Here is a 26,236-nt window from a genome sequence, read left to right on the forward strand (position 1 = left end):
CGGTCGACTCCGTTACGCTACCGTTGCGCTTCGTCCCGCGGCCTCGATCGCCTCGAGGAAGATCCCGATCCCGAGGTCGATCTCGCGCTCGCTCGAGTCCAGCGGCGGGAGCAGCCGGATCGTCTTCTTCCCGCAGCCGAGGGTCAACAGCCCGCGGCGCAGGGACTCCTCGACGACCGCGCTGCGGCGCTCGGGGGTGTCGAACTCGACGGCCAGCATCAGTCCCTTGCCTCGAACGTCGACGACGTGGTCGGGCGAATCGTCCCGGAGCAGTTCCTTCGCCTGCTCGCCGCGGTCGGTAGCGTTCTCGAGCAGATCGTACTCGTCGATCGCCTCGAGGGTGAACGCGCCCATCATCGAGCCAAGCAGGTCGCCCCCGCCGAAGGTCGAGCCCAGTCGGTTCTTCTCGCTGGGGAAGATCTCCGAGCGGGAGATCGTCGCGCCGACGCGCAGTGCCTTCGCGGCGGAGATGACGTCGGGCTCGATCGGGTAGTGATCGGAGGCCCAGAGCTTCCCGGTGCGGCCGACGCCGGACTGGATCTCGTCGACGACCAGCGGGATGTCGTACTCGTCGGTGACGTCGGCAACCTCCTGCATGAACGCGTCGCTGGGGAAGCGGTAGCCGCCGACGCCCTGGATCGGCTCGAGGGTCAGGAACGCGATCTCGTCGGGATTGATGTGGCCGCCCTCCGGAGACAGCGAGTTCCGAAGCTGCGAGCCCTCGTTCGCGAAGAAGCCACAGTCACAGCTGGCGGCGTCACAGCCGCGGTCGGCACAGAACGGGACCGTCTCGATCCCGCTGATCTCGGGGTAGTGGCGCGTGTAGACCTCCTTCGATTTGGTGATCGAGAGGGTGCCGAAGGTGCGCCCGTGGAAGCTGCCGGCGAAGGCGACGCCGTACTTCGCGGGCGCCCGGTGGTCGTGGGTGATCTTCATCGCGTTCTCCATGGCCTCCGCGCCGGAGTTCGAGAGGAAGACGGTGTCCATCCCGTACTGGCTCGAGACGTCGACCAGTTTCTCCATGAGGTGACTCGAGCCCGGCACGTCGGACTCCTCGGGGGTCGGGCCCGCGCCGAAGTACATGTCCTGGCCGGCGATCTTCATCGGTTCGACGAGGTCGAACTCCCGCAGCTTGTCGGTGACCTTTTCGTTGTTGTAGCCGAGCGGTGCGGCGCCGATGTGACACGTAAAGTCGAGCAACACGTTGCCGTCGACGTCGGTGACGAACGGTCCGTCGGCCTCGCGAGTCACGTCCCAGACGAACTCGTGGGAGTACTCGCTGGGCGCCGCGTTCTCCCCGTGGAACTCGACCCACTCCTGGGCGTTGGGGCCGGGGAACGCGTCCACGTTCGGTTCGGCAGTGTCCCTGTCCATACACAGATAATGTGTACGTCGTACATTAAATGTTGTTATAGATGAGCACAGTCGCCGGGAGGCGAGGACCGGGTCGTCGCGCCGAACGACCCGATGCAAGCGGTTACAGAATTGGACCGAACGGCTCCGTTAGTCGTCGTCGCCCGGCTCCGCAGTCGTCGCCGGGTCGTCGGATCGCCGTTCCGTCGAGCCGACGATCACCGTCTCCTCCTGGAGCAATACGCGGCCGTTGGTGCCACTCAGGTTCTTGATCAGCGACAGCATCGCGAGGAAACAGACGATGGCGAACGGTGCGCCGGTGATGACGACGGCCTGCTCGAGCGCGCCGGCGCCACCTTCGCCGCCGATGATCATCAGGATCGCGGCGGTCACCCCGAGGACGACGCCCCAGAAGACTCGGTTGATAGTCGAGGGAGATTCCTTGCCGCCCGTGGTCATCATCGAGACCGCGAGCGTCGAGGAGTCAGCGGACGTAATAAAGAACGTCGTCACGATCACGAGGAACGCGACCATGAAGACCGCGCCGAACGGCAGGGCGTCGAACAGGATAAAGCCCGAAACCTCGGCACCGACCTCTCCCGCGATGACCTCGCTGAAGTCCGCACCGCCGGTGTCCTGCAGGTAGACGGCGGTTCCGCCGACGAACGTGAACCACGGAATGGTCGCAGCGGAGGTCGCGACGATTCCCGTAAAGGCGACCTCGCGAATCGTTCGGCCCTTCGAGATCCGGGCGATAAACAGCCCCGCGAAGGGGGACCACGAGAGCGCCCACGCCCAGTAGAATACCGTCCAGCTCTCGACCCAGCCGGTACCGCCGTCGCCGGCACCGGTGTAGAGGCTCATCGAGACGAAGTTGCTGATCATCCCGCCGATCGCCTGCGAGCCGAGCAACAGCAGGAACATCGACGGTCCGAGGATGAACGTCGCCAGCATGATCACGACGAACAGCCCCATGTTGAAGTTCGAGAGCCGGCGGATCCCCTTGTCGACGCCGAGCACCATCGAGATCGTAAAGAGGATCGTCATCGTCGTCACCACGAGCAAGACGCCGGTGTCACCGAAGCTCAGTCCCCACTGGTACTCGAGGCCGCTGATGAACTGGCTACCGATAAAGCCCAGCGACGTCGCGACCCCGCCGATGGTCGCGAACACCGCGAGGATGTCGACGACCTTGGCGACCGGTCCGTCGAGGTTCTCTTTTCCGATGATCGGCGTCAATGCCGACGAAACCCGCAGCGGAACCTTGTCGTAGTTGTACGCGAAGTAGCCGATCGCGATCCCCATAATCGTAAACACCGCCAGCTGGGGCAGGGCCCAGTGAAACAGCGTCTGCTGGATCGCGAACGGTATCGCCTCGCTCGTTCCCCCTTCGATGCCGAACAGCGGGTTCGGATCGGCGTAGTAGAACAGCCCCTCGGTCGGCCCCCAGAACACGACGCCCGCGGCGAAGCCCGCCGAGTACAGCATCGCGAAAAACGAGAGGAAGCTGTACTCGGGGTCCTGGTCGCCGAGTTTGAGCTTCCCCCACGGGCCGACGATCAGGTACAACAGGAAGACGACGACCAGGAACACGATCACCAGCAGCGCCCAGCTCATGTAGCTGAGCATCTCCCCGTGGACGGTTTCGATCCCGCCGGCGACGAGATCCCGGTCGAGGAAAAACGCCACGATCACCCCGACGGTAAGCAACGCGCCGAACACGAAGACGACTGGATCGAGTTCGTCGAGGAATCGACCGACCATCCCCTGCTCACTATTGCTCACGGGGACTCACCTCCGGCTCTCGAGCCGAGTAGCCGGTTCGATCCGCGTCGATCCTCCCACCCGCTCGCCGTGCGCTGCGATGGCATACCGAACCAATTGCCAGTATCTTGCATAAACATTTCCTTTTCGTACCCGCCATACACAGATTGCGTTTATTATACGGATCCCGTACGAAGTCTCTCAACAGTATCTATAATTTAACACTCGTGCAGAGTATATAGATATATCTTCAGGTCTTTACGACATAGCGTTCGATGATCACATCTGTCGCTCGGAACCGTCTCTCGACGAATTACCCGGCGTCCGCATTACAAATCGTCGTACTCACGAACTGTATTCGATCTCGTCCCGGCGTCCCCGTCCGAGCCGTGACCGAGACGGAACTTGTCAGTTCGTCAGCTCCTCGAGGTTGCGTTCGCGAGCCGCCGCGCTCTCCTCGGCGCGCTCGGCGAACTCGTCGACGCGGTCCTTGATCTCCTCGCGGGTCGCCTCCGGAGAGAAGGAGTCGGACATCGTCAGCAGCCGGACGAACGCTCGCAGCTCCTCGTCGGTGAGCTGGGCGAACTCCTCGTTCTCGAGCTTCTCGACGACCTCATCGACGTCGATCTGCCCGACCGGTTCGACGCTGAACTCGACGTTGACCATCCGGTAGTTCGACCCCGCGAGGCGCTGTTCGGCCTTACCGACGCCCTCCGAGAGCATGTCTTTGAACGGGGTGTGGTACCCCATCGTACCGAGGTGGAGGAAGGCGAGCATGTCCGTGATCCCCTGGGTGTAGGCGTCCCGGTCCTCGTCGTCGGGGTCGAACACCGTCTCCCGGTCCCGTTCCTCCATGTACTCGAAGAGGATGCTGAAATCGAGCACCGCGTTTCGAACCCGGCGACGGATCCGGTTGCGCTTCTGTTTCTTCGAGTGGTCGGTGTAGTCCGTCTTCCGGCCGAGCAGGAAATCGCGGTCGGAGGGGGTGAGGATCCCGCGGGGCCGGTCCGAGTCGGCCGCGGTTCGAAGCGACTGCGGGACGTCATCCTGGCTCATACAGGCTACTGGTGGAGCGCGCGAATTAACGTTTCTGATCCGCACAACGTGACGGGTATCCGATAGTTCTGCGGGTCGCGAGCGCGTCAGATCGGTCGTCGGGAGAGTTCGGCGATCGTCTCCGAGAGCACGCCGACGCCGATCTCGAGGCTTCGTTCGTCGACGTCGAACGTCGGCGTGTGGTGGTTGGTCGGGTGATCGGTCCCCACGAGCAGGTACGAGGCGAGCCCGCCGTCGTCCTGAACGCGGTTCATCAGGTAGGTGACGTCCTCGCTGACGCCGAACTCCGTCGAGGGGATCACCCGGTCGACCCCCTCGACCTCGCGGGCGACCGAGCCGATCAGTTCGCGCAAGGCGGGGTGGCTGTCGGCCCGCGGTGACTCGCTGATGACCCGCGGCGTGACGTCGCAGTCGTGCATCTCCGCGGCCGCGTACAGCACCCGCTCGAGTTCGGTCCGCATGTACTCCATCAGCCCCGTCGTCTCGCCGCGGACCTCGGCGTCGATCGTGATCTCCTCGGCGATAACGTTGCTCGCGGTGCCGCCTTCGATTCGGCCGACGTTGACGCGGGTCTGCCCGTCGCTGTGTCGGGGGATCGCGTAGGCGTTCTGGATCGCCGTCGCCGCGGCCTGCATCGCGTTGCCGCCCTCGTTGGGCGCCTTCCCCGCGTGGGCGCTCGCCCCCTCGAACGTCGCCGTCAGGTGGGCCATCGCCAGCGGCTTCTCGACGCCGGCGACGATCTCGCCCGTCGGGTGGTCGAGCCCGACGTGGAGCGCCAACAGGTAGTCGACGTCCTCGAGATAGCCCCCCTCGGCCATCGCCTTCCCGCCGCCCGAGATCTCCTCGGCGGGCTGGAAGAAGACCTTCAGCGTCCCCGAGAAATCGCCGTCGGAACCCCGCTCCGACGAGGATCGCGACTCGTCGAGTCGCTCATCGCTTCCCGCGATCGCCTCGATCGTTCCCAGCGCCATCGCGATGTGGGCGTCGTGGCCGCAGGCGTGCATGTACCCCTCGTGTTCCGAGCGAAACCCCTCCGCCGCGGGGCGGTGCTCGGCCAGATCGGACTCGGTCATCGAGATCCCGTCCATGTCGACCCGGAGCCCGATCGTCGGCCCGTCGCCGCGCTCGAGGACGCCGACCACGCCGGTGTGGCCGTCCGCCGTCCGCTCGAGGACGTCCTCGCGAACCCCCGCCTCGCGGGCGCGTTCGAGCCAGGGCTCGAGCTCGCTCACCTCGGGGACCGCCATCCGCTGGTCGGTCGAGAGCGCCTCGCGGCCGACGGCGATCTCGTCGACGCCGATCCGCTCGAGTTCCTCGACGATTCGGGCCGTCGTCCGAAACTCGCGCCACCCCGGCTCCGGACATCGGTGGAACTCCCGTCTGAGCTCCGATACCCTGCTTCGAACGTCGTACACCATCTTTCGTGGCGGTAAGAAGCCGGTACACTTAACGGTAGTCAATAGCGGGATTCGGTTCGAATCAGCTCGACCCGAAAACGGAAACCGAATCCGAACCTACTGCGAGCCGAGGTAGGCGGTCGCGTCCATCTCGACCCGGACATCCTCGGGCAGCCTCGAGACCTCGACGCAGACCCTGGCGGGCGGCTCGTCGCCGAACTTCTCCCCGTAGGCCTCGTTGACCCGCTCGTAGTCCTCGAGATCGGTGAGGTAGACAGTCACCTTCACGACGTCGGCGAGGCCGTCGCCGCCGGCCTCGTCGACGACCGCGGCGATGTTCTCGAGGACGCGGTCGGTCTGGGCCTCGATGTCGCCGTCGACGGCCTCACCCGTGTCGGGATCGACGGGGCCGTAGCCCGAGACGTGGAGCGTGTCCCCGGCGCGGACGCCTTGCGAGTAGGGGTTGTCGTTGTTCGGTGCGCCGTCGGTACTGATGGGTTCGGTGTCGGACATCGTTCGGAGCGTCAGGCCGTCTGTTTGGTTTCGGCGGTCGCGTGTTCGATCGCGTCGGCGATAACGTCGAGCGCCGTCTCCGCGAGCTCCCGGGTGAGCACCAGCGGCGGCAGCAGTCGGAGGACGTTGCCGTGGCGGCCGGCCGACCAGACGAGCACGCCGTGCTCGAAGCAGTACTGCTGGATCTCGTCGACGAGATCGTCGGCCGGCGCGCCGTCGCTATCGACGAACTCGGCGCCGATGAACAGCCCCTGGCCGCGGACGTCGCCGAGGTGGTCGTTCCCGTCGGCGACCTCCCGGAGCCGATCGCGGATGTACGTGCCCAGTTCGCGGCCGTGAGCCAGCAGGTCGTGGTCCTGAATGTACTCGATGGCGCGGCTGCCGGCCCGCATCGCGACGACGTGGCCACGGTAGGTGCCGGCGTGGTCGCCCGAACCCCACGTGTCGAGGTCCTCGTGGTACATCGTCGCCGACAGCGGGAAGCCGACGCCGCCAAGCGCCTTCGCCGAGGTCATGACGTCCGGCGTGACGTCGGCCCAATCGCTGGCCCACCACTCGCCGGTGCGGCCGAAGCCGCTCTGGATCTCGTCGAAGACGAGCGTGACGTCGTTGTCGTCCGCGAGGTCGCGCAGTCCCTGCAGGAATCCCTCCGGGGGAGTGATGACGCCGCCCTCGCCCTGAATCGGTTCGACGATCATTCCCGCGGGGTTCGCCAGTCCGCCGTAGGGATCCTCGAGAATCGCCTGGACCTCCTCGAGGGCGTGGTCGACGGCCTCCTGGGGCTCCTTGCCCTGCTCGAACGGGTTGGGATACGGCGCGTGGACGACGTCGGGCAGCAGCGGCGTGTAGTGTTCCTTGAAGCTCTTGTTCGAGGTGACGCTCATCGCGCCGGTCGTCGCGCCGTGGTACGCGCCGCGGAACGCGATCAGGCCGTCGCCGCCCGTGTTGTACTTCGAGAGCTTGATCGAGGCCTCGATGGCGTCGCTGCCGGTCGGGCCGCCGAAGACGACCTTCTGGTTGCCCTGCAGTCCCGAGGGAGCGATCTCGTCGAGTTTCTCGATCAGCTCGAGGCGGGCCTCGGTCGGGAAGTCGACCGTGTGAACAAGCTTGTCGGCCTGCTCGTGGACGGCCTCGAGCACGTAGGGGTTCGCGTGGCCGACGTTGAGCACGCCGATGCCCGCGAACATGTCGATGTAGGTGTTTCCGTCGACGTCACGGACCGTCGCGCCCGAGCCCTCCTCGAACGCGACCGGGATGTCCTCGGGGTAGGCGACCGCGCTGCTGTCGATCTCGCGTTGCTTCTCGAGTAGTTCCCGCGAGCGCTGGCCTGGGACGCTGTCGACGTTCGGTGCCTCGTCGTAGTGGAGTTCGTCGATCGGTGGACTGCTCGTCATACGTAGGGCCAGGAGGAACAGTGATAAATAATTTGTCCACAGTAACTATAGAGGACGTACACAGAAATCGGTTCGATAACCGGCGGTCGAGCCGCGCGGACGACGGGCGTACACGGGAATCGGTGTCGCTAGACGTTCACTACCGAGGACGAACGAGGATATAAACGGGACGAAAGGCGTCGCCGAACCGCCGCGGGAACGGGACGGGAGAACGGATCCCCTCGACTCGAGCGGTTACCAGGGTTCGTCCTTCAGTCCGAGCTGGTAGGCGATCATGTTCGTCGTGACGTGGAGGATCGGCGTGAGGACGACGACGACGGCGATTACGCCCCACGTGAACACCTCGAAGAACCACTCGGTTGCCAGTAGCGCCGTCAGCGGAAGCGAGACGACGACGAAATCGAGCTGGTCCAGTCCGGGGAACATCGCGCCGCGCTGGCGCCCGGTTCGGCGCTTGAGAAACGAGGCCGTGATGTCGCCGAGCATCGCCCCCGCGGCGAGGCCGAGTGCCGCCAGCGGCGTAAACGCCGGGACGTCGATCCCGGACGCCGCGCTCACGTCGTCGGCGACGAGGGTCAGCGCGCCCGCGAGGAGCACGCCCGCGAGGATCCCCGCGGCGGTTCCCCGCCAGGTCTTCCCGTCGCCGAGTACGCGCTTGTCGCCCCACGTCCGTCCGCCGTCGATCGGCCGACCGCCGCCGGCCAACACCGCGGCGTTGTTGGGAACGTAGGCCGGCAACATCGCCCAGAAGGCGACGACGATCGTCTCGAGTACTGCCATGTTCGGCGGGACGAACCCGCAGGTCTTAATCGGGGGTGGTTCGTCCCCGACCCGTCGCGCCGTCGATAACATCAGCTCCATATAAGCTCGGCGACGTAGTTACCGTATGATGCTACCAGTCGCGGGCCGATTCGTCGCCGGGGAGGGACCAGCCGAGGCCCTCGAGCACGTTCGCCAGCTGAACGAACGGAACGTGAAGGCGATCGTGAACCTGCTGGGGGAACACTACGACGACCGCGAGGCCGCCGCCGCCGACGCCCACGAGTACCGCGAACTCGTCGCGGACATCGCGCGGTCCGACCTCGAGGCGACGGTGTCGGTCAAACCCTCCCAGATCGGGCTCGATCTGGGCGAGGACGTCTTCCGGGAGAACCTCGAGGGGATCGTCGACGCGGCGGCCGACCGGGGCGTGTTCGTCTGGATCGACATGGAAGATCACACGACGACGGACGCGACCCTCGACGCCTACGAGGAGCTGGCGCGGGAGCACGGGGGAGGGGTGGGCGTCTGCGTTCAGGCGAACCTCAAACGGACCCGGGAGGACGTGAGGCGGCTCGCGGACATCCCCGGGAAGGTCCGGTTCGTCAAGGGCGCCTACGACGAGCCGGCCGAGATCGCCTACAAGGACAAAGAGGCCGTCAACCGGGAGTACGAGGCCCTGCTCGAGTACGCCTTCGAACAGTTCGAGGGCGGGATCGCGATCGGCAGCCACGATCCGGCGATGATCGACCGCGCGATCGAACTCCACGAGGAGTACGGCACCGGCTTCGAGATCCAGATGCTGATGGGCGTGCGCGACGACGCCCAGTTCGAACTCGCCGAGGAGTACGAGGTCTACCAGTACGTCCCCTACGGCGACCGCTGGATGTCGTACTTCTACCGCCGGGCGATGGAACGCAAGGAGAACCTCTGGTTCGCGGTTCGGGCGGTTCTGGGTCGGTAAAGGAAAGGGCTCATTAGCCCCTGGTGAGAGATGACGGACAATGGCTTCGTGGAAGCGGGACTTCGCGAGCGGGCTGATCGTCCTCGGCCCCATCCTCGTGACCCTCTACGTCATCTACTGGCTCTACGGGCTCATCGCAGGGCTGACTCCGGGGCTGATCCTCGACGAGGCCGCGCTCCGGCCGCTGATCCCCGGCGAGGGCGCCCAGGCCCAGCAGACCCGCGAGGAGATCGCCCAGTTCCTCCGGGTGATCGTCGCGCTGACGGTCCTGGTGATCCTGACGTTCTCGGTCGGCTACCTCATGCGGACGACCGTCGGCGGGCTGGTCGAACGGCTGGTCGACAACGTCGCCAACCGCGTGCCGGTGATCCGAGTCGTCTACAACGCCTCGAAGATGGCCGCCGAGACCGCCTTCGGCGAGCAGGACTCCCTGCAGAAACCCGTCAAGCTCGAGACCTGGGAGGGGCTTCGAATGACCGCGTTCAAGACCGGGAAGGTGACCGAGGACGGCCGCGAGGTCCTCTTTCTGCCGACGTCGCCGAACATCACGACCGGGTTCGTCATCGAGGTCGAGTCCAGCCGGATCACCGAACTCGACGAGGACGTCGAGGACGCCCTGACCCGCGTGCTGAGTGCCGGCTTCGGCGACTCGAGCCGAAACCGGGACATGGGAGCCGGCGTCTCGATCGACGTCGTCGACGAGGCGACGACCGACGGTGGGGAGACCGACGCCAAGAAGGGGCGGCTCGAGGACTGACCGCGAACACCCGTCGAAGCCGTTCTCGAGAACGTCGGCCGCGAGCCCGTTCGACAGGGAAACCAGAACCTTTTGAGCCGGCGCCCCCCTCCGATCGACTATGCAACGACGAGCGGTTCTCGCCGGAGCCTCGAGCCTCGCCGTGCTTGCCGGTTGTCTCTCCGACGACGAGGTCGACGACCGCGGCGAGATCGAGATCGTGATCGACGGCGAGCCGGTGAACCTCTCCGAGGATCGGTACCAGGCCGAACACGCCGAAAACCACTCGATGGACTTCCACCTCCACGAGGGCAGCGATCAGTGGTACATGGAGGGCGAGGAACGGGTCACGTTCGCCGAAGGGATCGACCTGCTGCCGTACTTCTCGTTCGAAACGGTCGGCGACGACTACGTCCTCGAGCACGACGGCGACACCTACGACGAGGCCGACGCCAGCACCGAAATGACGTTTCTGGTCGACGGCGAATCGGTCGACCCGACCGAGTACACGCTCGAGGACGGCGACGAGATGGTCCTCGAGGTGTCGACTACCGAGTGAGGGCCGCCCTGACGAGCGAGTCCGAAACTGGGCCGACGAACGTCCTCACGAAAGGCGTTCGGTTGGTACCTGCTACGGCAGACTCACGCGTCACGCGGAGCTCTCAAGCCGTCTTCTTTCCGACTTCTCGAGATCGACGCTGCTAGAGCGGCGTCGCTGCCGCATAGCGCGAAAGACCGCAGAACAGAGGGCGGTTCCTAAACGTACGTGAACCACTCGTCGTACTCGTCGGTACGACGCTCGACGACCTCGAAGAACTTCGACTGGATCTCCTCGGTAACCGGGCCGCGGTCGCCGTCCCCGATGACGACGTTGTCGACCTTCCGGATGGGCGTGACCTCGGCCGCCGAGCCGGTGAAGAACAGTTCGTCGGCGGTGTTGAGTTCGCCCCGCGAGATCGAGGCTCTGTCGTGGACGGTGTACCCCAGATCCTCCGCGAGCGTGATGACGGTCTTGCGGGTGATGCCGTCGAGGATCGACTCCGAGAGCCCCGGCGTGTAGATCTCGCCGTCCCGAACCATGAAGATGTTCTCGCCGGGCCCTTCCGCGACGTCGCCTTCCTTGTTCAGCACGATCGCCTCGGCGTAGCCGTTCCGGCGGGCCTCCTCGCCGGCGAGCATGCTGTTGACGTACAGCCCCGTCGTCTTCGCGTTCGTCGGAATCTGGCTCGAGGCGTGTTTCCGCCAGGAGGAGACCATCACCTCGATCCCGTTCTCGAGGGCGTCCTCGCCGAGGTAGGTCCCCCACGGCCAGGCGGCGATCGCGATCCGGGTCGGGCAGTCGCTCGGGCTCACGCCGAGGCTATCGTAGCCGTAGAAGGCGACCGGACGGATGTAACACGAGGCCAGGTCCTGGCTCCGGACGAGTTCGAGCGTCGCCTCGGTCAGCTCCTCGGCGTCGTGGCCGATCTCCATCTCGTACGGTTTGGCGGACTGGTAGAGCCGCTCGAGGTGGGCGTCCCAGCGAAAGATCGCGGGCCCCTCCTCGGTGTCGTAGCAGCGCGCCCCCTCGAAGATCCCGCTTCCGTAGTGGAGGGCGTGCGTGAGGACGTGAATCTGCGCGTCGTCCCAGTCAACGAACTCCCCGTCCATCCAGATCGTGTCGACGTCCATCTCGTCGAATCCCATGGACGGGGGGACGGAGCCCTCCGTAATGAACGTTCGCGATTGACCGGAGAAGTGCCGCCGGGCGACGGGTAAGGAACGTGTTGCGACCGACAGGGTCCGTTACCGATCCCGGAGCCGAACCGCCTCGAGCGCGACGGCGACGGCCCCGACGACCGCGACCGCGACCGCGCCGAACTGCAGGAGGACGACGAACGGCGAATCCTCGCTTCCGTCGTCGTGGTCCGCGCCGTGATCGTGCTCGTCGTGATCGTGCTCCGCATCGGGATCGGCGGCATCGTCGCCGTGGTCGTGATCCGCGTGCTCGTCGCCCGAGACCGCGATCGCGTCGATCCACTCGCTCACGTACGAGCCGTCGGGCGCGCCGGTGACGCGCAGGTCCCAGTGGCCCGCGGCGGGGAGCGGCTGGACCGTCGCGTAGGCGCCGTCGTCGGTCTCCTCGAGTTCGACCTCGATCTCGGTTCCGTCCTCGCTGCTCGCGAGCAACCGAACGGGCTGCTCCGAGGCCATCGGCTCCCCGTCGTCGTCGAGGAACGCCACCTCGAAGACGATCGGTTCGTCGGCCTCGAGCACGAAGTAGTCGTCCCCGTCGCCCTCTTCTGCGGCCGGGACCGCGGCGATCTCGAGGAGCCCGTCGTCGTACTCGCGTTCGATCGTCGACTCGACGAGGTCGTCGTCCGCGCCGGCGACGGCCGCCGTCGGCGCCGACGTGAGCAGCCCGGAGAGGAGCAATACGGCGACCAGAACGGCTAGCTCGAGCCGGACGGTCCGGACGGTCGTTCGCAACCGGCCGTCGGCTTCGCGGGCGTCGGTTCCGCCGTCGGTGGTCGTCGGTCTCGAGGATCCGGCCGAGCTGACGGGACGGGAGGACTCGAGCCGTCCCAGGAGGACGAACCGCGTCGCGCCCCCGAGCCCGAGTGCGAGGGCGACGAGTGCCAGCTTCGCGACGAGGGCGAGCCCGTACGTCGTCTCGGTGAGGCCGTCCGCTTCGGGAACGTGCCAGGAGGCGAGGACGAATCCCGTCGCTACAACGAGGGTGACACCGCCCAGTGCGAGGACGGAAAATCGCCGGATCGTGTCGGCGACGAGGGCGGTTCGGTCGCCGACCGCGGCCTCCCGGGCCGTCGGAACGACGGCGAGAGCGAGCACCGCCAGGCCGCCGATCCAGAGCCCGGCACCGACGATGTGAACGACGTCGACGATCGTTCCCTGGAGGCGATCGATCGCCGTCGCCGAGTGGCTCGTCCAGGCGACCGTTCCCGCGAGGGCGAGCGCCCCGACGAACGTGCCGGCAAGCGCGGATCCGCGGGCACCACCTCGACTCCGCCGGACGACGACCGCGGTGACGAGTACCGCCACGACCAGCTGGGCGAGCCAGGCCTGCCCGAGCGGCGTCTCGAGGAACTGGGTGAGGGTGTCGACCGAAAGCGGACCCAGGCTCGTACTCCGGACGAGCCCGAGCACGAGTGCGCTCGCGAGGGTGAGAACCGCGGCGCCGACGAGCAGTCGACCGATTCGTCGGTCGAGGGAGGCCCGCCGATCGCCGGTATTCCGAGCGAAGACCGGGCCGGCGGCGACGGCTGCGGTCACCGGAATCCCGACCAGTCCGACGATCCCGACGAGCAACAGCCCCTTCGAGCCCGCCTCGATCGGCGAGATCGACTCGTCGGTCTCGTCGCCCTCCTGGGCCTCGAGCACCGCGTCGCGGTCGAGGGGTTCGTCGCCGACGGCAAAGAAGAACGAGCCCGACGTGGTGTGGCCGTCGTCGGCGAGGATCTCCCAGTCGACGGCGTACATCCCCTCCTCGTCGGCGCCCTCGATCGGCACGCGAACGATCTGGCTATCGTCGGGATCGATCTCGGGTTCGCCGGCGACGTCCTCGCCGTCGGGCCCCTGGACGGAGACATCGGCGTTGACGATCCCGTCGCCCGAGAAGAACAGCGTGACGGCATCCGGAGGTGTCTCGAGCTGTTCGCCGTTCGCCGGATCCGACTCGCTGAGGTAGGCGTGGGCCGCGACCGGGGTCGCGACGAGAGCGATCGCGAGGCCGGCGACGACGAGACACGCCAGTACCGCCGCGAGGAGCGAGGTGCGGGTTCGCGATCCGCGCCCGGCGAGCGACGAGTTCGACGGCATCGGTTAGCGGAGCTTGCCTGTGTAGCCGGTCCCGGAGTCGCCGACGTACTGGACCGTGTCGACGCCCTCCTCGACCTCGACCTGTGCGACGGCGTCCTGGGCGTCCATGTCGACGACGGCGACAGTACCGTCGGCGTCAGCGGGGCTGACGAAGTAGCCGCCCCCGGCGACGCCGGTCCGGTGGAGGTGCTGTGCTCCCTCGGGGCGCTCGATGTCGCCGATCTCGACCGTCTCGACGACCTCGCCGGCCTCGACGTCGATGACCGACGCCTGATCGGTCCGAGTGTGGGCCGTGTAGGCGTACAGCGTTCCGTCCTCGCTCTCGTGGTAGCGGAGCGCGTCCGGGCCTTCGTCGACCTCGACGACCGCGAGCTCCTCGCTGTCCTCGCTGGTTGCGTCGAGAAACCGAACGCTGTTCCCGTCGAGAACGCCCAGGACCTCCTCGTCGGGCGAGAGGTACATCCCGCCCGCGAAGTCGAGGTACTCGACGACCTCGTCGCTCTCGGTGTCGACGACGGCGGTCTCGTCTCCGTGCTCGAAGTACGCCAGCTCCGTCTCGGGGGCGTAGGCCTTGTAGTGAGTTCCCTCCTCCTCGTTCTCGAGTTCGATGTAATCGGTTCGCTCGTACTCCTCGAGGTCCATGATCAGCGCCGCAGGGTCGTTGACGTTCGTCGCGTAGCCCATCGAGCCCATGTCCTCGTGGTAGAGCAGCTTGCCGTGGCCCTCCGCTTCGAGCCCCGACTCGACGATCTCGGTGACCTCGTGGGAGTCGGTGTCGATGACGTAGAACGTGCCCTCGTCGTCGGCGTGAGCCCACATCTCGTCGTCGTTCGGGTGATACATGTGCGTCGGATCCGGGCCGATATCGACCTCGTCGACGATCTCGTGGTTCTCGGTGTCGATGACGAGCACCTGCGACGGCGACTCTCTGAGGACGTAGATCTCGCTGTAGTCGGCCGTGATCCGCGGGTCGCCCCATCCCTCGTCCTCGAGTCCGTCGGTGATCTCGTCGACGACCTCGCCGTCCTCGGGATCGATGACCGCGATCGCGTTCGGGGCGAAGGCGTAGATCAGTCCCTCGCCGTCGCCGTTCTCGCCGTCGGTCTCCGATTCCTCGTCGTCGCCATCCTCACCGGCACAGCCCGCGATACCGACGACGAGTCCGCTTCCAGCTACCTGTGCGAAACGCCGTCGCGTGACCGATCGGTCCATACTCGACTCTCCTCACGGTCGACTACGTTCCTTCTGGTGCGATCGTCGAAATCAGGGTACGACTCTCGAAATCACCTGTCACAGGAGAGATGCGCCTCTCGTCCCCGGGCGATCGAGACCGGGCCGTCGACGCTCGGCGCTACCCCGAGCCCGGGCCGCCCTCGAGCAGATCGTCGACGAGGCGGGTGAACCGGTCCAGCAGGCGATCCGGAACCGTCGGCTCGACCGTCGACAGCAACGCCGCGGTGCGTTCGCGGTTCGCGAGTCGGAGGACGACACGGTTGCGCTCGTCGTAGGTCTTCTCGACGACCCCCCGTTCGACGAGTCGCTCGAGGTGGTACTCGAGCGTGCTCCGGGCGATCTCGAGCGCGTCGGCGACCCCACTCGGTCCCGTCGGCTCGTGCTCGATCAGGTGGACGACGATCCCACGGGCGGTTTCGCGCCGGAACACCGCCAGCATCGCCCGCTCGCGTTCGTCGTACTCCGGCGGGTAGTAGTGGGTTCGACCGTAGAACTCCCCGCGAACGAGTTCGCCGTCGTCGATCAATCGGCGGACGTGGTACTGGATCTGCCCCGGTGCGAACGACGACTCCCTGACGAGTTCGTTGAAGTGGATCCCGGCGTTTGCGTGGACGTGCGCTCTGATCTGTCGTCTCGTCTCTGTCATTGTGAGTGGAGCGAACGGTGTCGGCTCCCGCTTCGCCGTCCGCGGTTCGTACCGGCGTTCCGTTCCGGACGACTATAACCCTGTTTTTCGATCGAAGCACATAGGTGACTCTCCGTTCGAGGTCTACCAACGGAGATGCAGCACACGAACCCGTTCGACGTCGAGTGGGTGGACCCCCAGCTGACGCCCGTCCTGCTCGCCGTCATCGTGCTCGCGGTCGCCGGAACGGCGGTGCTGTTCTGCCTCGGGGTCGTCGCCTACTCTCGACGGCGGTCGACGCGGTATCTGCTGATTACGATCGCGCTCGGGTTGCTCGCCACGCGATCGATCGTCGGACTGGGAACCGTCTTCGGGCTCGTGCCGATGACGTTTCACCACCTCCTCGAGCACGGTGTCGACTTCTCGATCGCCGTTCTCGTCCTCTACGCGGTGTACCGCAGCGGTCCCGGTGCCGACCGAACGTCGGTCGAGAGCGACGGCGACTGATACGGTTTACTGTACGTCAGTACCGGCCCAACCGCGACCCGAGCGGCGGTTGTACCGGAGGAAACGTCCACCAGATCGGACGAGGAGACCTCAGCTCAGCCGCTCGAGGACGTCCCGGCCCTCGAGGTAGACGTAGTCGTGGCGGTCGGCGTAGCCGCGGGCGTCGGCGGGGGTCAGCGCCTCGCCGGTCTGGTCGTCTAACATCTCACAGACGACGACCGCGGGCGGGAGGTCGGCGGCGTCGGCGAGCGCGAGGCCGAGTTCGGTGTGGCCCTCCCGCTGGGCGAGCAGGTCGGGAGCCGCTTTCAGCAGGTGGACGTGACCGGGGACCCGAAACTCGGTCGCGAACTCCGTCGCCGACGGCTCGGCCGCGGCCTCGCCCAGGGTCCGGATCGTCAGCGAGCGATCCGCGTCGGTGATCCCGGTGTAGGTGTCGCGGTGGTTGACCGTCAGCGAGAACGACGAGCGCTCGTCGTAGCCGAGTTCGTGGTCGGCCGCGGCGGGGTGGTCGATCTCCTCGGTGTAAAAGGGGAGGTCGAACGCCTCGGCAATCTCGTGGGTGAGGGCGACGCAGACCAGCCCGCCGGCGTCGTTTCGCATGTGGGCGACGGCGTCGGGCGTGACCGCATCGGCGTGGTAGATGATGTCGGTTTCGCCCTCCCGGTCGGCCGCGTCGTGGACCAACACCGGCTCGCCCGCTCGCAGCGACTCGAGGGCGCGTTCGAACGCCGTCGGCGCCTGCGACCCCGCGCCGGCGTTCGCGCTGGCGTGGCGCCCGGTCATCGGCGATCACCCACGGAGACCGTCACGCGGTCTCCGTCCTCGAGATCGAGTTCCTCACGGAGCTTCTCCGGGGCGATGACTTCCAGCTGGTCCTCGTCGTGGTGGGTGCGTTCGGGGGCGATGATGTGGGCCTCCTCGTAGCTGTCGCCGTCTGCGGTCTCGACGGTCGCCGGGTGACAGACCGCGGGACCGTAGGTCCGGTCCTCGTCCTCCCAGCCGTCGATCGGCACCGGCTCGAGGGAGGCCATCGCGCTCCGTCGGCGGACGCTGTCCTCCCGGAGGTCGACGTTCAGCGTCCCGGGGAACGGCTCGTACCCCAGCCGATCGGCGAACTGGCGTTTGTACCCCGACAGCGAGATGTAGTGGCGCCCCTCGCCCATCCCGCTGGTGACGGTCCCCTCGAGTTCGACCTCCGGGTCGGTCTCGAAGATGCGACGGTAGTCCTCGTACTCGGCGTGAAGGGCGCGTTCGCCCGCGTCCGTAACCGCGACCCACTGGCCGTCGCTGACCGTGTCGCGCTCGAGCAGGTCGGACGCTTCGAGGCGCTGGAGCCGGCGCGAGGCCGTCTGGTTCGACGCCTCGAGTCGGTCCGCGAGGCGGGAACAGGAGATCTTGACGTCGCCCTCGAGTCCGCCCTCGAGCGCGAGCAGTTTGAGAACGGCGAGTTCGTCGTGGCCGACGGCGGACTCGGCTGTCACTGACATACCTAGGGATTTCGCAGGGGTGCTCAAAAGCGTATCGGATATGGAACGCGTAACAGAACTGTGATGCAGTTGGCGGCCGTTTATTCGGTTCGTACTGCACGTCAGCCCGACGTCGGTAAAAGGCCTCCGGCTAACACCTTCGCCGCCGGGTGCGTCGACGGATCGACTGTACGAGTTGACAGTCGGCTCAATCCCCCGTGACGGGATCGCGCGCCCAGAACTCGCTCCCCTGCTCGAGTTTCGGCACCCACGTCTCCTCGTCCTTCGCGAGCAGCGTCACCCGCGAGGGCGGGACGCCCCGCAGTTCGGTGAACTCGGGCATGTACTCCCGTACCCGCTCGGTGAAGTCGACGACCTCCTCGTGGTCGGGCATCGACGAGCGGTCGAGCCGCCCCTGGGAGTGGCCGACGTGCATGTACGCCTTCAATTCGATGAAGTCCGGGTCGGCCTGCTGGTAGAAGCCGGCGTACCAGTCGGGGTGGTGCATGTTCTCGCCCTTGACCAGCGTCGTCCGCAGGACGGTCCGCGTTTCGTCCTTTTCGCGGAGGACGTCCATCGTCTCGAGCAGGCGCTCCCAGGCGTCGTCCTCGACGGGCTTGACCACCCGGTCGAAGGTGTGGCGCTCGGCGGCGTCGACGCTGACGTACAGCTGGGTCGGATCGCACTCCCGGAGCACCTCGGGACGGGTGCCGTTCGAGACGAGGAAGGTGGTGATATCCCGGTCGTGGAAGGCCTCGAGCAGCTCCGGCAGGTAGGGGTACAGCGTCGGCTCGCCGTCCAGCGAGATGGCGACGTGACGGGGCTCCATCGCCTCCTCGAACACCTCGCGGGGGACCTCGTCGTTCCCGCCGAACCCCGACAGCAGCTTCTTTTGCAGTCGGATCGAGGCGTCGACGACCGCCTCGGGGTCGTCCCACTCGACGTCGCCCAGTTCGTAGGCGTGGCCCCGGTGGTCGCGCCAGCAGAAGACGCAGCGCTCGTTGCACTTGACCACCGGCGTCATCTGGATGCAGCGGTGGGACTGGATGCCGTAGAAGACGTTCTTGTAACACCGCCCCTCCCCGCGGAGGGCGTTGGCCGTCCAGCCGCAGGTCTGGGCCGCGGTGTGGTTCTCGCTGTGGTAGTTCGGGCTCGAGACCTGCGCGGGGGTGTCGTCGGTCTCCCCGTCGTCGGCCTCGGGCGTCCCCGACCCGGTCGCGGGATCCGCGGAGTCGCTCATGTTGGCCTCCCTTTCGGCGGCGCGGGCAAAAGCCGTGTGGTGTCGGGAACTACTCGAGAACGAGGGGATGATTCGAGGGCGTCACTTCCGATCGGGCAGCGTTCCGGGTTCGACCGACTCGCCGTCGTCCTCGTCGCTCTCGCTGGCGATCTCGCGCTCGAACGTGTAAAGGACGATCCCCGTGTTGGCCGTCATGATCACGCCCGTCATCGGCGCCGGAGTGAACAGGTAGAGCCCGATCCCGAGCAGGAACGGGATCGCCGCGATCCCGGCCCACAGCCGCGGCCGGGAGATCCCCTGGCCGATCGCGTCCCGGTGAACGAGCGCGAAGATCGCGGCCGTTCCACTGAGGCCGAAGGCCCCCACCGCGACGTCCAATCCGTCCATACTCGAGAGACGGGGTGGTCGATAGAAAAGCGTTCTGCGACCGCTCGCTCGAGTCCCCGCTCCCGCGGTTCCCACCGATCGGGTTCCGGCAGAACTATCTTGTCGATTCGGGCTAACGTCTCGCACACAGATGGCCGATCAAATAGACGATCCCGACGAACTGCCGTCGACGGCGGGCGAGTTCGCAGACGACTACCCCGAGGTCTGGGAGGCGTACGCCGACCTCGGCGAGGCCTGCTCCGAGGCCGGCCCGATCGACGACGAGACGAAACGGCTCGTCAAACTCGCGCTCTCGATCGGCGCCCAATCGGAGGGAGCCGTCCACTCCCACGTTCGCCGCGGGTTAGACGAGGACGTCGACCCCGAGGCGCTGAAACAGGTCGCCGCGCTCTCGATCCCGACGCTCGGCTTCCCGCAGGCGATGGCCGCGATCAGCTGGATCGAGGATCTCACGGACGAGGACGAAGCCTGACGTAACGGACGACCGGTTTCCGCTGTTTTTTCGCGACCGCGCTCGAGCGAAGCTGTAGGTAAAGAGATATGTGCGCTGCGTTTGCACGTTCGCTCGAGAACCGATCGGATGTTCGACGGCTGGCTCGGCGACGGTGGGCGGATCGCCCGGATCGAGTGGCGACGCCACGAACGCGAATTCGGACGCTCGAGTCGGCGTCGCGGTCGCGCTTCCGACCGTCGGCGTCGCCATCGGGCTCGCGCTCGGTGCCGGGACGCCGTGGATCGCCCTCTCCGCCGTCGCCGCAATTGTGGCGCTCACAGCGCTGGCCGTCGCGGTCGGCGTCGCAGGTAGGCTCGCGGGCTCGCTCGTCGGCCGACGGCTGGCGCGGGGCGGCCTGTACCGGGACCTCCTCGTCCTGTTCGGCTGGGTGCCGCTCGTGGCGCTGTGGTTCCTCCTCCGGGAGCTGTCGGTGTCGGCCGCGGCGCTGGGAGCGTGGCTCGAGTGGCTGCCGCTGGCGCTGCTGGTCGACCTCGCGTTCCTGGGGGCCGGTGAGGCCACTGGGGTCGAACCGCTTCGCGCGCTGGCCGCGGTCAGCGCCGTCGCGGTCGTCGTCCCGGCGTTGCTAGGCTCGACAACCGTCTTTGCCCGGCGTCTCTGGGTGACCGACCCCGTCGGTTCGACGCGGTCGACGATCCCCTCGGACTCGCGCTCGCTGGCCGGCGGCGGCCGACTGGAACGCCTGCTGGGCGGCTCCGTTTCGCGGCCGACGCTCACCGTCGCCCGGGAGCGGTTGCTCGCGGAGCGACGCGCTCCCAGGGGACTGCTGTCGACGGGGTACGTCCTCCTGTTCGTCGCCCTGGTCGGACTGCCGGTGTTCGGCGCCCTGCTCGGAACCCCCGGCTTCCTGCTGGTGGTGTTCGGCCTCGGAGCGGCGAGTGGCATCGTCTTCACCGCCGAGACGATCGGGAGCGCCTACCGCGTCCTCCCGATGCTGCTCACGACGGTCCGAGGACGGCAGTTCGTCGGGGGACTGGTCCTTGCGAGCCTCCTGCTCGGCGTTCCGCTCGTCGTCCTCGTGGTCGTTCCCCTCGGGATCGTCAGCGACGCGAGCCTCGCGGAGACGGGCGCGCTCGCGGTGACGGGCGTCGCGCTCTGTGCGTGTACCGCGACAGTCAATGCCGCGATCGAACTGGACGTCGACCGCGCCGATCTCGTCCCCGTTTCCGGCTTCTTCACCGACGGACCGGCGTACTCGGAGCCGGGTTGGGGGGCGTTTTCGGGGCTGGCGAAGAACTTCGGCGTCGTCTCGATCGTCCTCGCGGTCGGCGTCTCGAGGCTCGCGTTTCGGGTCGCCGTCGACCGCTACCGCGACTACCGACTCGAGTGATCATGACACGGCAATCGAACGACGACACCTCCGACGATCCGAGCGACGAGCCGAACGGCGACCCCGACGATCCGTGTGACGAGCTGAACGGCGAGCCGGCCGTCGTCGCGAACGCCCTCACGAAGCGCTACGGCGACACGACCGCCGTCGACGGCCTCACGCTCGAGGTCGAGCCCGGTTCGATCTACGGCTTTCTCGGCCCGAACGGCGCCGGCAAGACGACGACGATTCGACTGCTAACCGCGCTGGCGACCCCGACGAGCGGTTCCGGGACCGTCGCGGGCGTCCCGATCACGGACCGGGAGGCGCTGGTCGACCGCATCGGCTACCTCCCCGAGTCGCCGCCGATCTACGAGCAGCTGACGGCCCGCGAGCAGCTCGAGCACTACGGCGGCCTCTGCGGGATGACTCCCGGCGAGGTCGAGGATCGGCTGGACGAACTGCTCGAGCGACTCGAGCTCGCCGCGGACGCCGACGACCGGATCGTCACGTACTCGAAGGGGATGCGCCAGAAGACGGGGCTCATCCAGGCGATCCTCTCCGATCCCGACGTGGTCTTTCTCGACGAGCCGACCTCCGGGCTGGATCCGCGGGCCGCGCGCACGGTTCGGGAGCTACTGACGGAGCTGGCGGCGAACGGGACGACCGTCTTCCTCTCGACGCACGTCCTCCCCGTCGTCGAACGGATCGCCACCGACGTCGGAATTCTCTACGAGGGACGGCTCGTCGAGTCGGGGGCGCCCGAGGAGCTGCTCGAGCGCCTGGAGTCCGGCGCGGACCCGACGCTCGAGGACGTCTTTCTCGAGGTGACGAGCGAAACCGAGTGAGAGGGGATCTTGAGCCGGTGTCGTCGCTCAGGCGAGTCACTCGCGTGTATCGACGCGCTCGAGCGAGCGAAAACGTTGTCCGGTATAGGTGATCTACGTATCAGTTGTCAAACTGAACTCGGGCCGATCAGTCCTCCTGCGGTGGCGCTGTGCTGTCGAGCGCTCGAGCGTCTCGAGGTGCAAGTATGCGAGTGCCTCGAAAAGCGAATAGCGCCAGACCTTCGGTCTCACATACCATGTGAACGGTGCGCGGTTCGGAGCGAACGCAGCGAGCGAGAACCGCGATGTGAACGGGGAACGAAGTGAACCGTGAACGGGTCCGTGACCTGTGAGCAGACGCAGTGATCGCGAGCGGGCCAGGGGCTTTCGCGGTCATACCGACGAGTGGTAGTCCTGCTCACGCGAACACAGGGGATCGCCACGCCCTCCCCAGCCGACTCACTCGCTGCGCTCGTTCGTCCCTCGCGCAACATTGTCGACCGTCCTCTCTGGCGTTCGGACGGCCGACAGCGCGCGCCACCGAGCGTTATTCGGTCGGTTGAAACTCGTTCCAGACGAACCGCCGGAAGCTCCCCTCGTCGACGTAGGTCCGCGGGCCGAACAGGTTCGAGCGTTATCGACTCCCGCGAACGCGCTCGAGCACCGACAGCGTCCCGTCGGCGTGGACCTCCTCGAGCACCTCGTCGGCCGCCTCGGTCGCGGCCGCGTCGGCGTTTGCCACCGCAAAGCTCCGACCGACGGCCTCGAACGTCGAGACGTCGTTGATCGAGTCCCCGACCGCGACGGTCTCGGCGAGGTCGAAGCCGACGTGGTCGGCGATCGTCTCGACCCCGTCGCCCTTGTTCGGATCCGTATCCTTGACGTGGTAGGCGTAGCCGGTGTCGACGACCTCGAGGCCGTACTCGGCGGCGATCTCCCGGAGGGGTTCGATCGGTTGCTCGAGGTTGATCGCGACCTCGGTCTCGCGCCAGCGGTTGACGGTGTCCTCCTCGCCCCAGCCCAGTTCGTAGCCCGCGCCCCGGTAGCGCTCGGCGACGGCCTGGGCTGCCTCCCGGTCGGCGGTGAAGAAGACGTCGTCGCCGGTGTAGACGACGCCGCCGTTCTCGGCGACGACGAGTTCGGGGACGCCGACGAAGTGACAGAGCGCGACGGGGTAGGGGAACGCCTTCCCGGTGGCGATCACGACCGGGGCCTCCCAGTCGCGGATCGGGTCGAAGACGCGCGGGTCGATCCCCCACCGGTCGGGGCGGGTCAGGGTGCCGTCGATGTCGAGAACCAGCGGCGGGTCGGCGGTCATGCCGGGAGGTCGGGCCGCGGTCGCCTAAAGCGAACGGATCCGAACGAGCGCGAGTGCGATCGCTCGAGCGCGTCGAACGCGGCGATAAAACCGAAGGAAGGCTCAGCGAGCGATCAGAACCACGGGACCCATACCGTCGTCGGGAAGACGCCGAGGACGTACAGGATCGCGACGAGGAACGTCCCGAAGACGATCGCCGCCGCGGGCGGGTCGACGTGAGTGTCGCCGTGGGCGAAGAACACCCGCTGGAAGACCTCGCCGAACAGCGCAGCGATCACGCCGACCACGAGGCCGACGATCAGGGCGGCCTCGGCGCCGGTTCCCGCCAGCAGCGCGCCGCCGTCGTAGGCGACCGGGGCGCCCTCCGCGACGCCGCCGTCACCGGGGACGTAGACCGCCAGCGCGGCGGTCGCGGCCGGTAGCGTGATGTGGTGGGTCACCGGGATCTTCTCGACGCCGCAGTTCAGGAAGACCAGCGACGCCGCGCTGATCCCGAACCCGAGGAACGCGCTGCCGGTTACGATCCCGACGTAGGCGCCGAGGATCCCCGCCGCGAGGCCGATCATCGCGACGTGGCCCCACTTGTACTGGTGAGGGAGCCACGGCTCGACCTTGAGCCGTTCTTTCTGCGGCGCCGCGGCGGCGGTCGGCTTCCCCTCCGCGCGGTCGGCCGCCTCGCCGCCGTCGGTCGCGGACTCGCCGATGACGCGCATCTCCTCGCGCTCGAAGGGGCCCATGTCGAGGATGTTCGCGCCGCGAACCTTCCCGATGATGCTGTAACCGAGGATCAGCCGGTGGGCGAAGGCCGAAAGGACGACGCCCATCGCGATCGGGTCGTAGGGCATCCCGAGTTCGGCCGAGAGCGTGACGAGCCAGTAACCCAGGATACCGAACGCGCCGCCGACCGCGAGCACGTCGGGTTTCGTCCCGAGCGCGTAGGCGATGTTCTTGGCCTCGTGGTAGTCGAAGCCGGTGTCCATATACCCTCGGCGGGCGGCGTAGGCCGTCGCCGCGACACCGCCGGCGAAGCTAATCGCCGGCGAGAACGGCGGTCCGAACGCGACCTGGTCGGTGATCGCGGCCGCCTCGGGATCGACGAGCGTCGCGGCCTCGCCGGCGATCACCATGAAGCCGGTGAAAATAAACGCCGGGAGCGGCCCGAGCGCGGCGCCGAAGGCGCCCCCGCCGAACGCGGCGATGATCTCGGCGAGGTCGAGGAGCGCGTCGAGCATGCTCAGTCACCGTCCCGGGCCCAGTCCCGCGCCCGATCGAGCGCGTCGCCCCAGCGCTCGTACTTCCGGTCGGCCTCGTCGCGGTCCATCTCGGAGTCGAACTCGCGGTCGATCTGCCAGTTGTCGCGCAGGCCCTCGATGTCCTCCCAGTAGCCGACGGCCAGTCCGGCGGCGTAGGCCGAACCGAGCGCCGTCGTCTCGTCGACCTGCGGCCGGACGATCTTCGAGCCGATGATGTCGGCCTGGAGCTGACAGAGGTAGTTGTTCTTGACCGCGCCGCCGTCGACCCGGAGGCTCGTCATCTCGATACCCGAGTCGGCCTCCATCGCCTCGGCGACGTCGCGGGTCTGGTAGGCGATCGATTCCAGGGTGGCCCGGACGACGTGTTCCTTGCGGGTGCCCCGGGTCATCCCGACGATAGTCCCGCGGGCGCGCTGGTCCCAGTGGGGGGCGCCCAGTCCCGTGAAGGCGGGGACGACGTAGACACCGTCGGTCGAGTCGACGCTGCGGGCGAGTTCGGCGGTCTGAGCCGGGTTGTCGATCAGCGAGAGGTCCTCGAGCCACTCGATGGCCGCGCCGGTGACGAAGATCGACCCCTCGAGGGCGTACTGGACGGGTTCGTCCGAGCGCTGGAAGCCGATCGTCGTCAGCAGGCCGTGATCGCTCTCGACGGCCTCCTCGCCGGTGTTCATCAGGAAGAACGAGCCCGTGCCGTAGGTGTTCTTGGCGTCGCCGGCGTCGAAGCAGGTCTGGCCGAACAGCGCCGCCTGCTGGTCGCCCAGCGCGCCGGCGACGGGAACCTCGGCCTCGAGAAAGTCGTCCGGATCGGTCGAGCCGTAGGTCTCGTCGTCGCTCGAGGGCCGGACTTCGGGCAGCATCTCCCGAGGGATGCCGAACTCCTCGAGCAGTTCGTCGTCCCACTCGAGGTCGTGGATGTTGTACAGCATCGTTCGCGAGGCGTTGGTGACCTCGGTGATGTGCTCGCCGGTGAGGTTGTAGATCAGCCACGTGTCGATCGTCCCGAACAGCACCTCCCCCTGTTCGGCCCGGTCGTAGATGTCCTCGGGACGGGTCCGCTCCATCTTGATCGGATCGGCGTTCTCGAGGAGCCACTCGGCTTTCGTCGCCGAGAAGTAGGCGTCGGCCTCGAGACCGGTCTTCTCGCGGACGGTGTCGACGAGGCCGTCCTCCTCGAGCTGTTCGACGCGATCGGTCGTCCGTCGGTCCTGCCAGACGATGGCGTTGTGGACCGGCCGGCCCGATTCGGCGTCCCACAGCAGCGTCGTCTCGCGCTGGTTGGTGACGCCGATGGCCTCGAGCTGGTCGGGGCTGATTCCCGCCTTGCCGAGTGCCGTCGTGATCACGCTCTTCGTGTTCTCCCAGATCTCCATCGGGTCGTGCTCGACCCAGCCGGGCTCCGGATAGATCTGCTCGTGTTTCTCGTAGGCGTTGGCGACGACCTGCCCGCCGTGGTCGAACACCATAAACCGCGTCCCGGTCGTTCCCTGATCCACCGCGCCGACGTACGTCTGTGCTGTCATTCGTGGTCACCCCGGATCGTCCCGAGCGATGTCTTTACTGACGATCGCATCCTACTGGTAAACATTTCCTACGATCATTATAAACGTTGTCGAAGCGGTAACGTGACTGTCAGTTACTGCCAAACGAAACGTGTTCGAACGGGCCGAAAAGTCGGCTCTAAACGACCAAATAAATACCATTTCAAATGAAAGTCTAACATGAGAAACTGTTTCGCATCGAACTGATCAGCGCACTAGCTGGTTGTTATCGACGGTGAGATAGCGTCGATAAAATAAAGGCGGACG

General features: G+C 66.8%; 25 protein-coding genes. 7 read left to right on the forward strand and 18 right to left on the reverse strand.

Features of this window, described 5'->3' with window-relative positions:
• Nucleotides 1-12: 12 nt before the first annotated feature.
• The 7 genes from ACNA7R_RS00440 to ACNA7R_RS00470 all read right to left on the reverse strand — a co-directional run bounded on the left by ACNA7R_RS00440 (nucleotide 13) and on the right by ACNA7R_RS00470 (nucleotide 8,257).
• On the reverse strand, nucleotides 13-1,374 hold the full coding sequence (locus ACNA7R_RS00440; protein ID WP_416281550.1) for an aminotransferase class III-fold pyridoxal phosphate-dependent enzyme: 1,362 nt from the start codon (nucleotides 1,372-1,374) through the stop codon (nucleotides 13-15).
• 129 nt (nucleotides 1,375-1,503) lie between these two features.
• On the reverse strand, nucleotides 1,504-3,117 hold the full coding sequence (locus ACNA7R_RS00445) for a BCCT family transporter (protein WP_416281594.1): 1,614 nt from the start codon (nucleotides 3,115-3,117) through the stop codon (nucleotides 1,504-1,506).
• 408 nt (nucleotides 3,118-3,525) lie between these two features.
• Nucleotides 3,526-4,173 (reverse strand): hypothetical protein, encoded by a 648-nt coding sequence (locus ACNA7R_RS00450; protein WP_416281551.1) that lies wholly within the window; start codon nucleotides 4,171-4,173, stop codon nucleotides 3,526-3,528.
• Nucleotides 4,174-4,259: 86 nt separating this feature from the next.
• A complete protein-coding gene (locus ACNA7R_RS00455; RefSeq protein ID WP_416281552.1) occupies nucleotides 4,260-5,591 on the reverse strand; it encodes an amidohydrolase in 1,332 nt (443 codons plus the stop codon).
• A 96-nt stretch (nucleotides 5,592-5,687) separates the two neighbouring features.
• On the reverse strand, nucleotides 5,688-6,083 hold the full coding sequence (locus tag ACNA7R_RS00460) for a Rid family detoxifying hydrolase (protein ID WP_416281553.1): 396 nt from the start codon (nucleotides 6,081-6,083) through the stop codon (nucleotides 5,688-5,690).
• Nucleotides 6,084-6,094: 11 nt separating this feature from the next.
• Nucleotides 6,095-7,477 carry an aspartate aminotransferase family protein gene (locus ACNA7R_RS00465; RefSeq protein WP_416281554.1) on the reverse strand — a complete coding sequence of 461 codons (1,383 nt, stop codon included), beginning with the start codon at nucleotides 7,475-7,477 and terminating at the stop codon, nucleotides 6,095-6,097.
• Nucleotides 7,478-7,711: 234 nt separating this feature from the next.
• Nucleotides 7,712-8,257 carry a CDP-2,3-bis-(O-geranylgeranyl)-sn-glycerol synthase gene (locus tag ACNA7R_RS00470; RefSeq protein ID WP_416281555.1) on the reverse strand — a complete coding sequence of 182 codons (546 nt, stop codon included), beginning with the start codon at nucleotides 8,255-8,257 and terminating at the stop codon, nucleotides 7,712-7,714.
• Between the two features lie 106 nt (nucleotides 8,258-8,363).
• Between ACNA7R_RS00470 and ACNA7R_RS00475 the strand changes: the two genes are divergently transcribed.
• The 3 genes from ACNA7R_RS00475 to ACNA7R_RS00485 all read left to right on the forward strand — a co-directional run bounded on the left by ACNA7R_RS00475 (nucleotide 8,364) and on the right by ACNA7R_RS00485 (nucleotide 10,495).
• A complete protein-coding gene (locus tag ACNA7R_RS00475; protein WP_416281556.1) occupies nucleotides 8,364-9,200 on the forward strand; it encodes a proline dehydrogenase family protein in 837 nt (278 codons plus the stop codon).
• A 40-nt stretch (nucleotides 9,201-9,240) separates the two neighbouring features.
• A complete protein-coding gene (locus ACNA7R_RS00480; RefSeq protein WP_416281557.1) occupies nucleotides 9,241-9,957 on the forward strand; it encodes a DUF502 domain-containing protein in 717 nt (238 codons plus the stop codon).
• 100 nt (nucleotides 9,958-10,057) lie between these two features.
• On the forward strand, nucleotides 10,058-10,495 hold the full coding sequence (locus tag ACNA7R_RS00485; protein WP_416281558.1) for a hypothetical protein: 438 nt from the start codon (nucleotides 10,058-10,060) through the stop codon (nucleotides 10,493-10,495).
• A gap of 197 nt (nucleotides 10,496-10,692) precedes the next feature.
• Here ACNA7R_RS00485 and ACNA7R_RS00490 read toward each other — a convergent pair whose 3' ends face one another.
• The 4 genes from ACNA7R_RS00490 to ACNA7R_RS00505 all read right to left on the reverse strand — a co-directional run bounded on the left by ACNA7R_RS00490 (nucleotide 10,693) and on the right by ACNA7R_RS00505 (nucleotide 15,634).
• Complete coding sequence (locus ACNA7R_RS00490; protein ID WP_416281559.1) at nucleotides 10,693-11,622, reverse strand: branched-chain amino acid transaminase; 930 nt, start codon at nucleotides 11,620-11,622, stop codon at nucleotides 10,693-10,695.
• Nucleotides 11,623-11,721: 99 nt separating this feature from the next.
• Nucleotides 11,722-13,755 carry a copper resistance protein CopC gene (locus ACNA7R_RS00495; RefSeq protein WP_416281560.1) on the reverse strand — a complete coding sequence of 678 codons (2,034 nt, stop codon included), beginning with the start codon at nucleotides 13,753-13,755 and terminating at the stop codon, nucleotides 11,722-11,724.
• A 3-nt stretch (nucleotides 13,756-13,758) separates the two neighbouring features.
• Complete coding sequence (locus ACNA7R_RS00500; protein WP_416281561.1) at nucleotides 13,759-14,967, reverse strand: hypothetical protein; 1,209 nt, start codon at nucleotides 14,965-14,967, stop codon at nucleotides 13,759-13,761.
• A 139-nt stretch (nucleotides 14,968-15,106) separates the two neighbouring features.
• Nucleotides 15,107-15,634 (reverse strand): winged helix-turn-helix transcriptional regulator, encoded by a 528-nt coding sequence (locus ACNA7R_RS00505; RefSeq protein WP_416281562.1) that lies wholly within the window; start codon nucleotides 15,632-15,634, stop codon nucleotides 15,107-15,109.
• A gap of 135 nt (nucleotides 15,635-15,769) precedes the next feature.
• Here ACNA7R_RS00505 and ACNA7R_RS00510 point away from each other — a divergent pair, with 135 nt between their 5' ends.
• Nucleotides 15,770-16,120, forward strand: coding sequence for a hypothetical protein (locus tag ACNA7R_RS00510; RefSeq protein ID WP_416281563.1), 351 nt, complete (start codon nucleotides 15,770-15,772; stop codon nucleotides 16,118-16,120).
• Between the two features lie 90 nt (nucleotides 16,121-16,210).
• On the opposite strand, the gene ribB is transcribed toward ACNA7R_RS00510, so the two are convergent.
• From ribB to ACNA7R_RS00530, 4 genes are all read right to left on the reverse strand, one after another.
• Entirely contained in the window at nucleotides 16,211-16,903 is a 693-nt protein-coding gene (ribB, locus tag ACNA7R_RS00515; RefSeq protein ID WP_416281564.1) for a 3,4-dihydroxy-2-butanone-4-phosphate synthase, read from the reverse strand.
• Complete coding sequence (locus ACNA7R_RS00520) at nucleotides 16,900-17,607, reverse strand: DUF120 domain-containing protein (protein WP_416281565.1); 708 nt, start codon at nucleotides 17,605-17,607, stop codon at nucleotides 16,900-16,902. The genes ribB and ACNA7R_RS00520 overlap by 4 nt, the downstream gene beginning before the upstream one ends.
• A 187-nt stretch (nucleotides 17,608-17,794) precedes the next feature.
• Complete coding sequence (gene twy1, locus ACNA7R_RS00525) at nucleotides 17,795-18,826, reverse strand: 4-demethylwyosine synthase TYW1 (protein WP_416281566.1); 1,032 nt, start codon at nucleotides 18,824-18,826, stop codon at nucleotides 17,795-17,797.
• 81 nt (nucleotides 18,827-18,907) lie between these two features.
• Nucleotides 18,908-19,213, reverse strand: a complete 306-nt coding sequence (locus ACNA7R_RS00530) for a hypothetical protein (protein WP_416281568.1) — start codon at nucleotides 19,211-19,213, stop codon at nucleotides 18,908-18,910.
• A 130-nt stretch (nucleotides 19,214-19,343) separates the two neighbouring features.
• Here ACNA7R_RS00530 and ACNA7R_RS00535 point away from each other — a divergent pair, with 130 nt between their 5' ends.
• The 3 genes from ACNA7R_RS00535 to ACNA7R_RS00545 all read left to right on the forward strand — a co-directional run bounded on the left by ACNA7R_RS00535 (nucleotide 19,344) and on the right by ACNA7R_RS00545 (nucleotide 21,881).
• Nucleotides 19,344-19,685 carry a carboxymuconolactone decarboxylase family protein gene (locus ACNA7R_RS00535; RefSeq protein ID WP_416281569.1) on the forward strand — a complete coding sequence of 114 codons (342 nt, stop codon included), beginning with the start codon at nucleotides 19,344-19,346 and terminating at the stop codon, nucleotides 19,683-19,685.
• Nucleotides 19,686-19,818: 133 nt separating this feature from the next.
• Complete coding sequence (locus ACNA7R_RS00540; protein WP_416281570.1) at nucleotides 19,819-21,054, forward strand: hypothetical protein; 1,236 nt, start codon at nucleotides 19,819-19,821, stop codon at nucleotides 21,052-21,054.
• Nucleotides 21,055-21,056: 2 nt separating this feature from the next.
• Nucleotides 21,057-21,881: an ABC transporter ATP-binding protein gene (locus ACNA7R_RS00545; protein WP_416281571.1), complete on the forward strand. Its 825-nt coding sequence runs from the start codon at nucleotides 21,057-21,059 to the stop codon at nucleotides 21,879-21,881.
• Between the two features lie 613 nt (nucleotides 21,882-22,494).
• Here the strand turns inward: ACNA7R_RS00545 and ACNA7R_RS00550 are convergent.
• The 3 genes from ACNA7R_RS00550 to glpK all read right to left on the reverse strand — a co-directional run bounded on the left by ACNA7R_RS00550 (nucleotide 22,495) and on the right by glpK (nucleotide 25,951).
• The gene (locus ACNA7R_RS00550; RefSeq protein ID WP_416281572.1) at nucleotides 22,495-23,178 is read right to left on the reverse strand and encodes a phosphoglycolate phosphatase; all 684 of its coding nucleotides are present in this window, start codon (nucleotides 23,176-23,178) and stop codon (nucleotides 22,495-22,497) included.
• A gap of 113 nt (nucleotides 23,179-23,291) precedes the next feature.
• Nucleotides 23,292-24,410: a hypothetical protein gene (locus ACNA7R_RS00555; protein ID WP_416281573.1), complete on the reverse strand. Its 1,119-nt coding sequence runs from the start codon at nucleotides 24,408-24,410 to the stop codon at nucleotides 23,292-23,294.
• 2 nt (nucleotides 24,411-24,412) lie between these two features.
• Complete coding sequence (glpK, locus tag ACNA7R_RS00560; protein ID WP_416281574.1) at nucleotides 24,413-25,951, reverse strand: glycerol kinase GlpK; 1,539 nt, start codon at nucleotides 25,949-25,951, stop codon at nucleotides 24,413-24,415.
• Nucleotides 25,952-26,236 lie beyond the last annotated feature (285 nt).

Source organism: Natronococcus sp. (assembly GCF_047921035.1).
Classification (GTDB): Archaea; Halobacteriota; Halobacteria; order Halobacteriales; family Natrialbaceae; genus Natronococcus.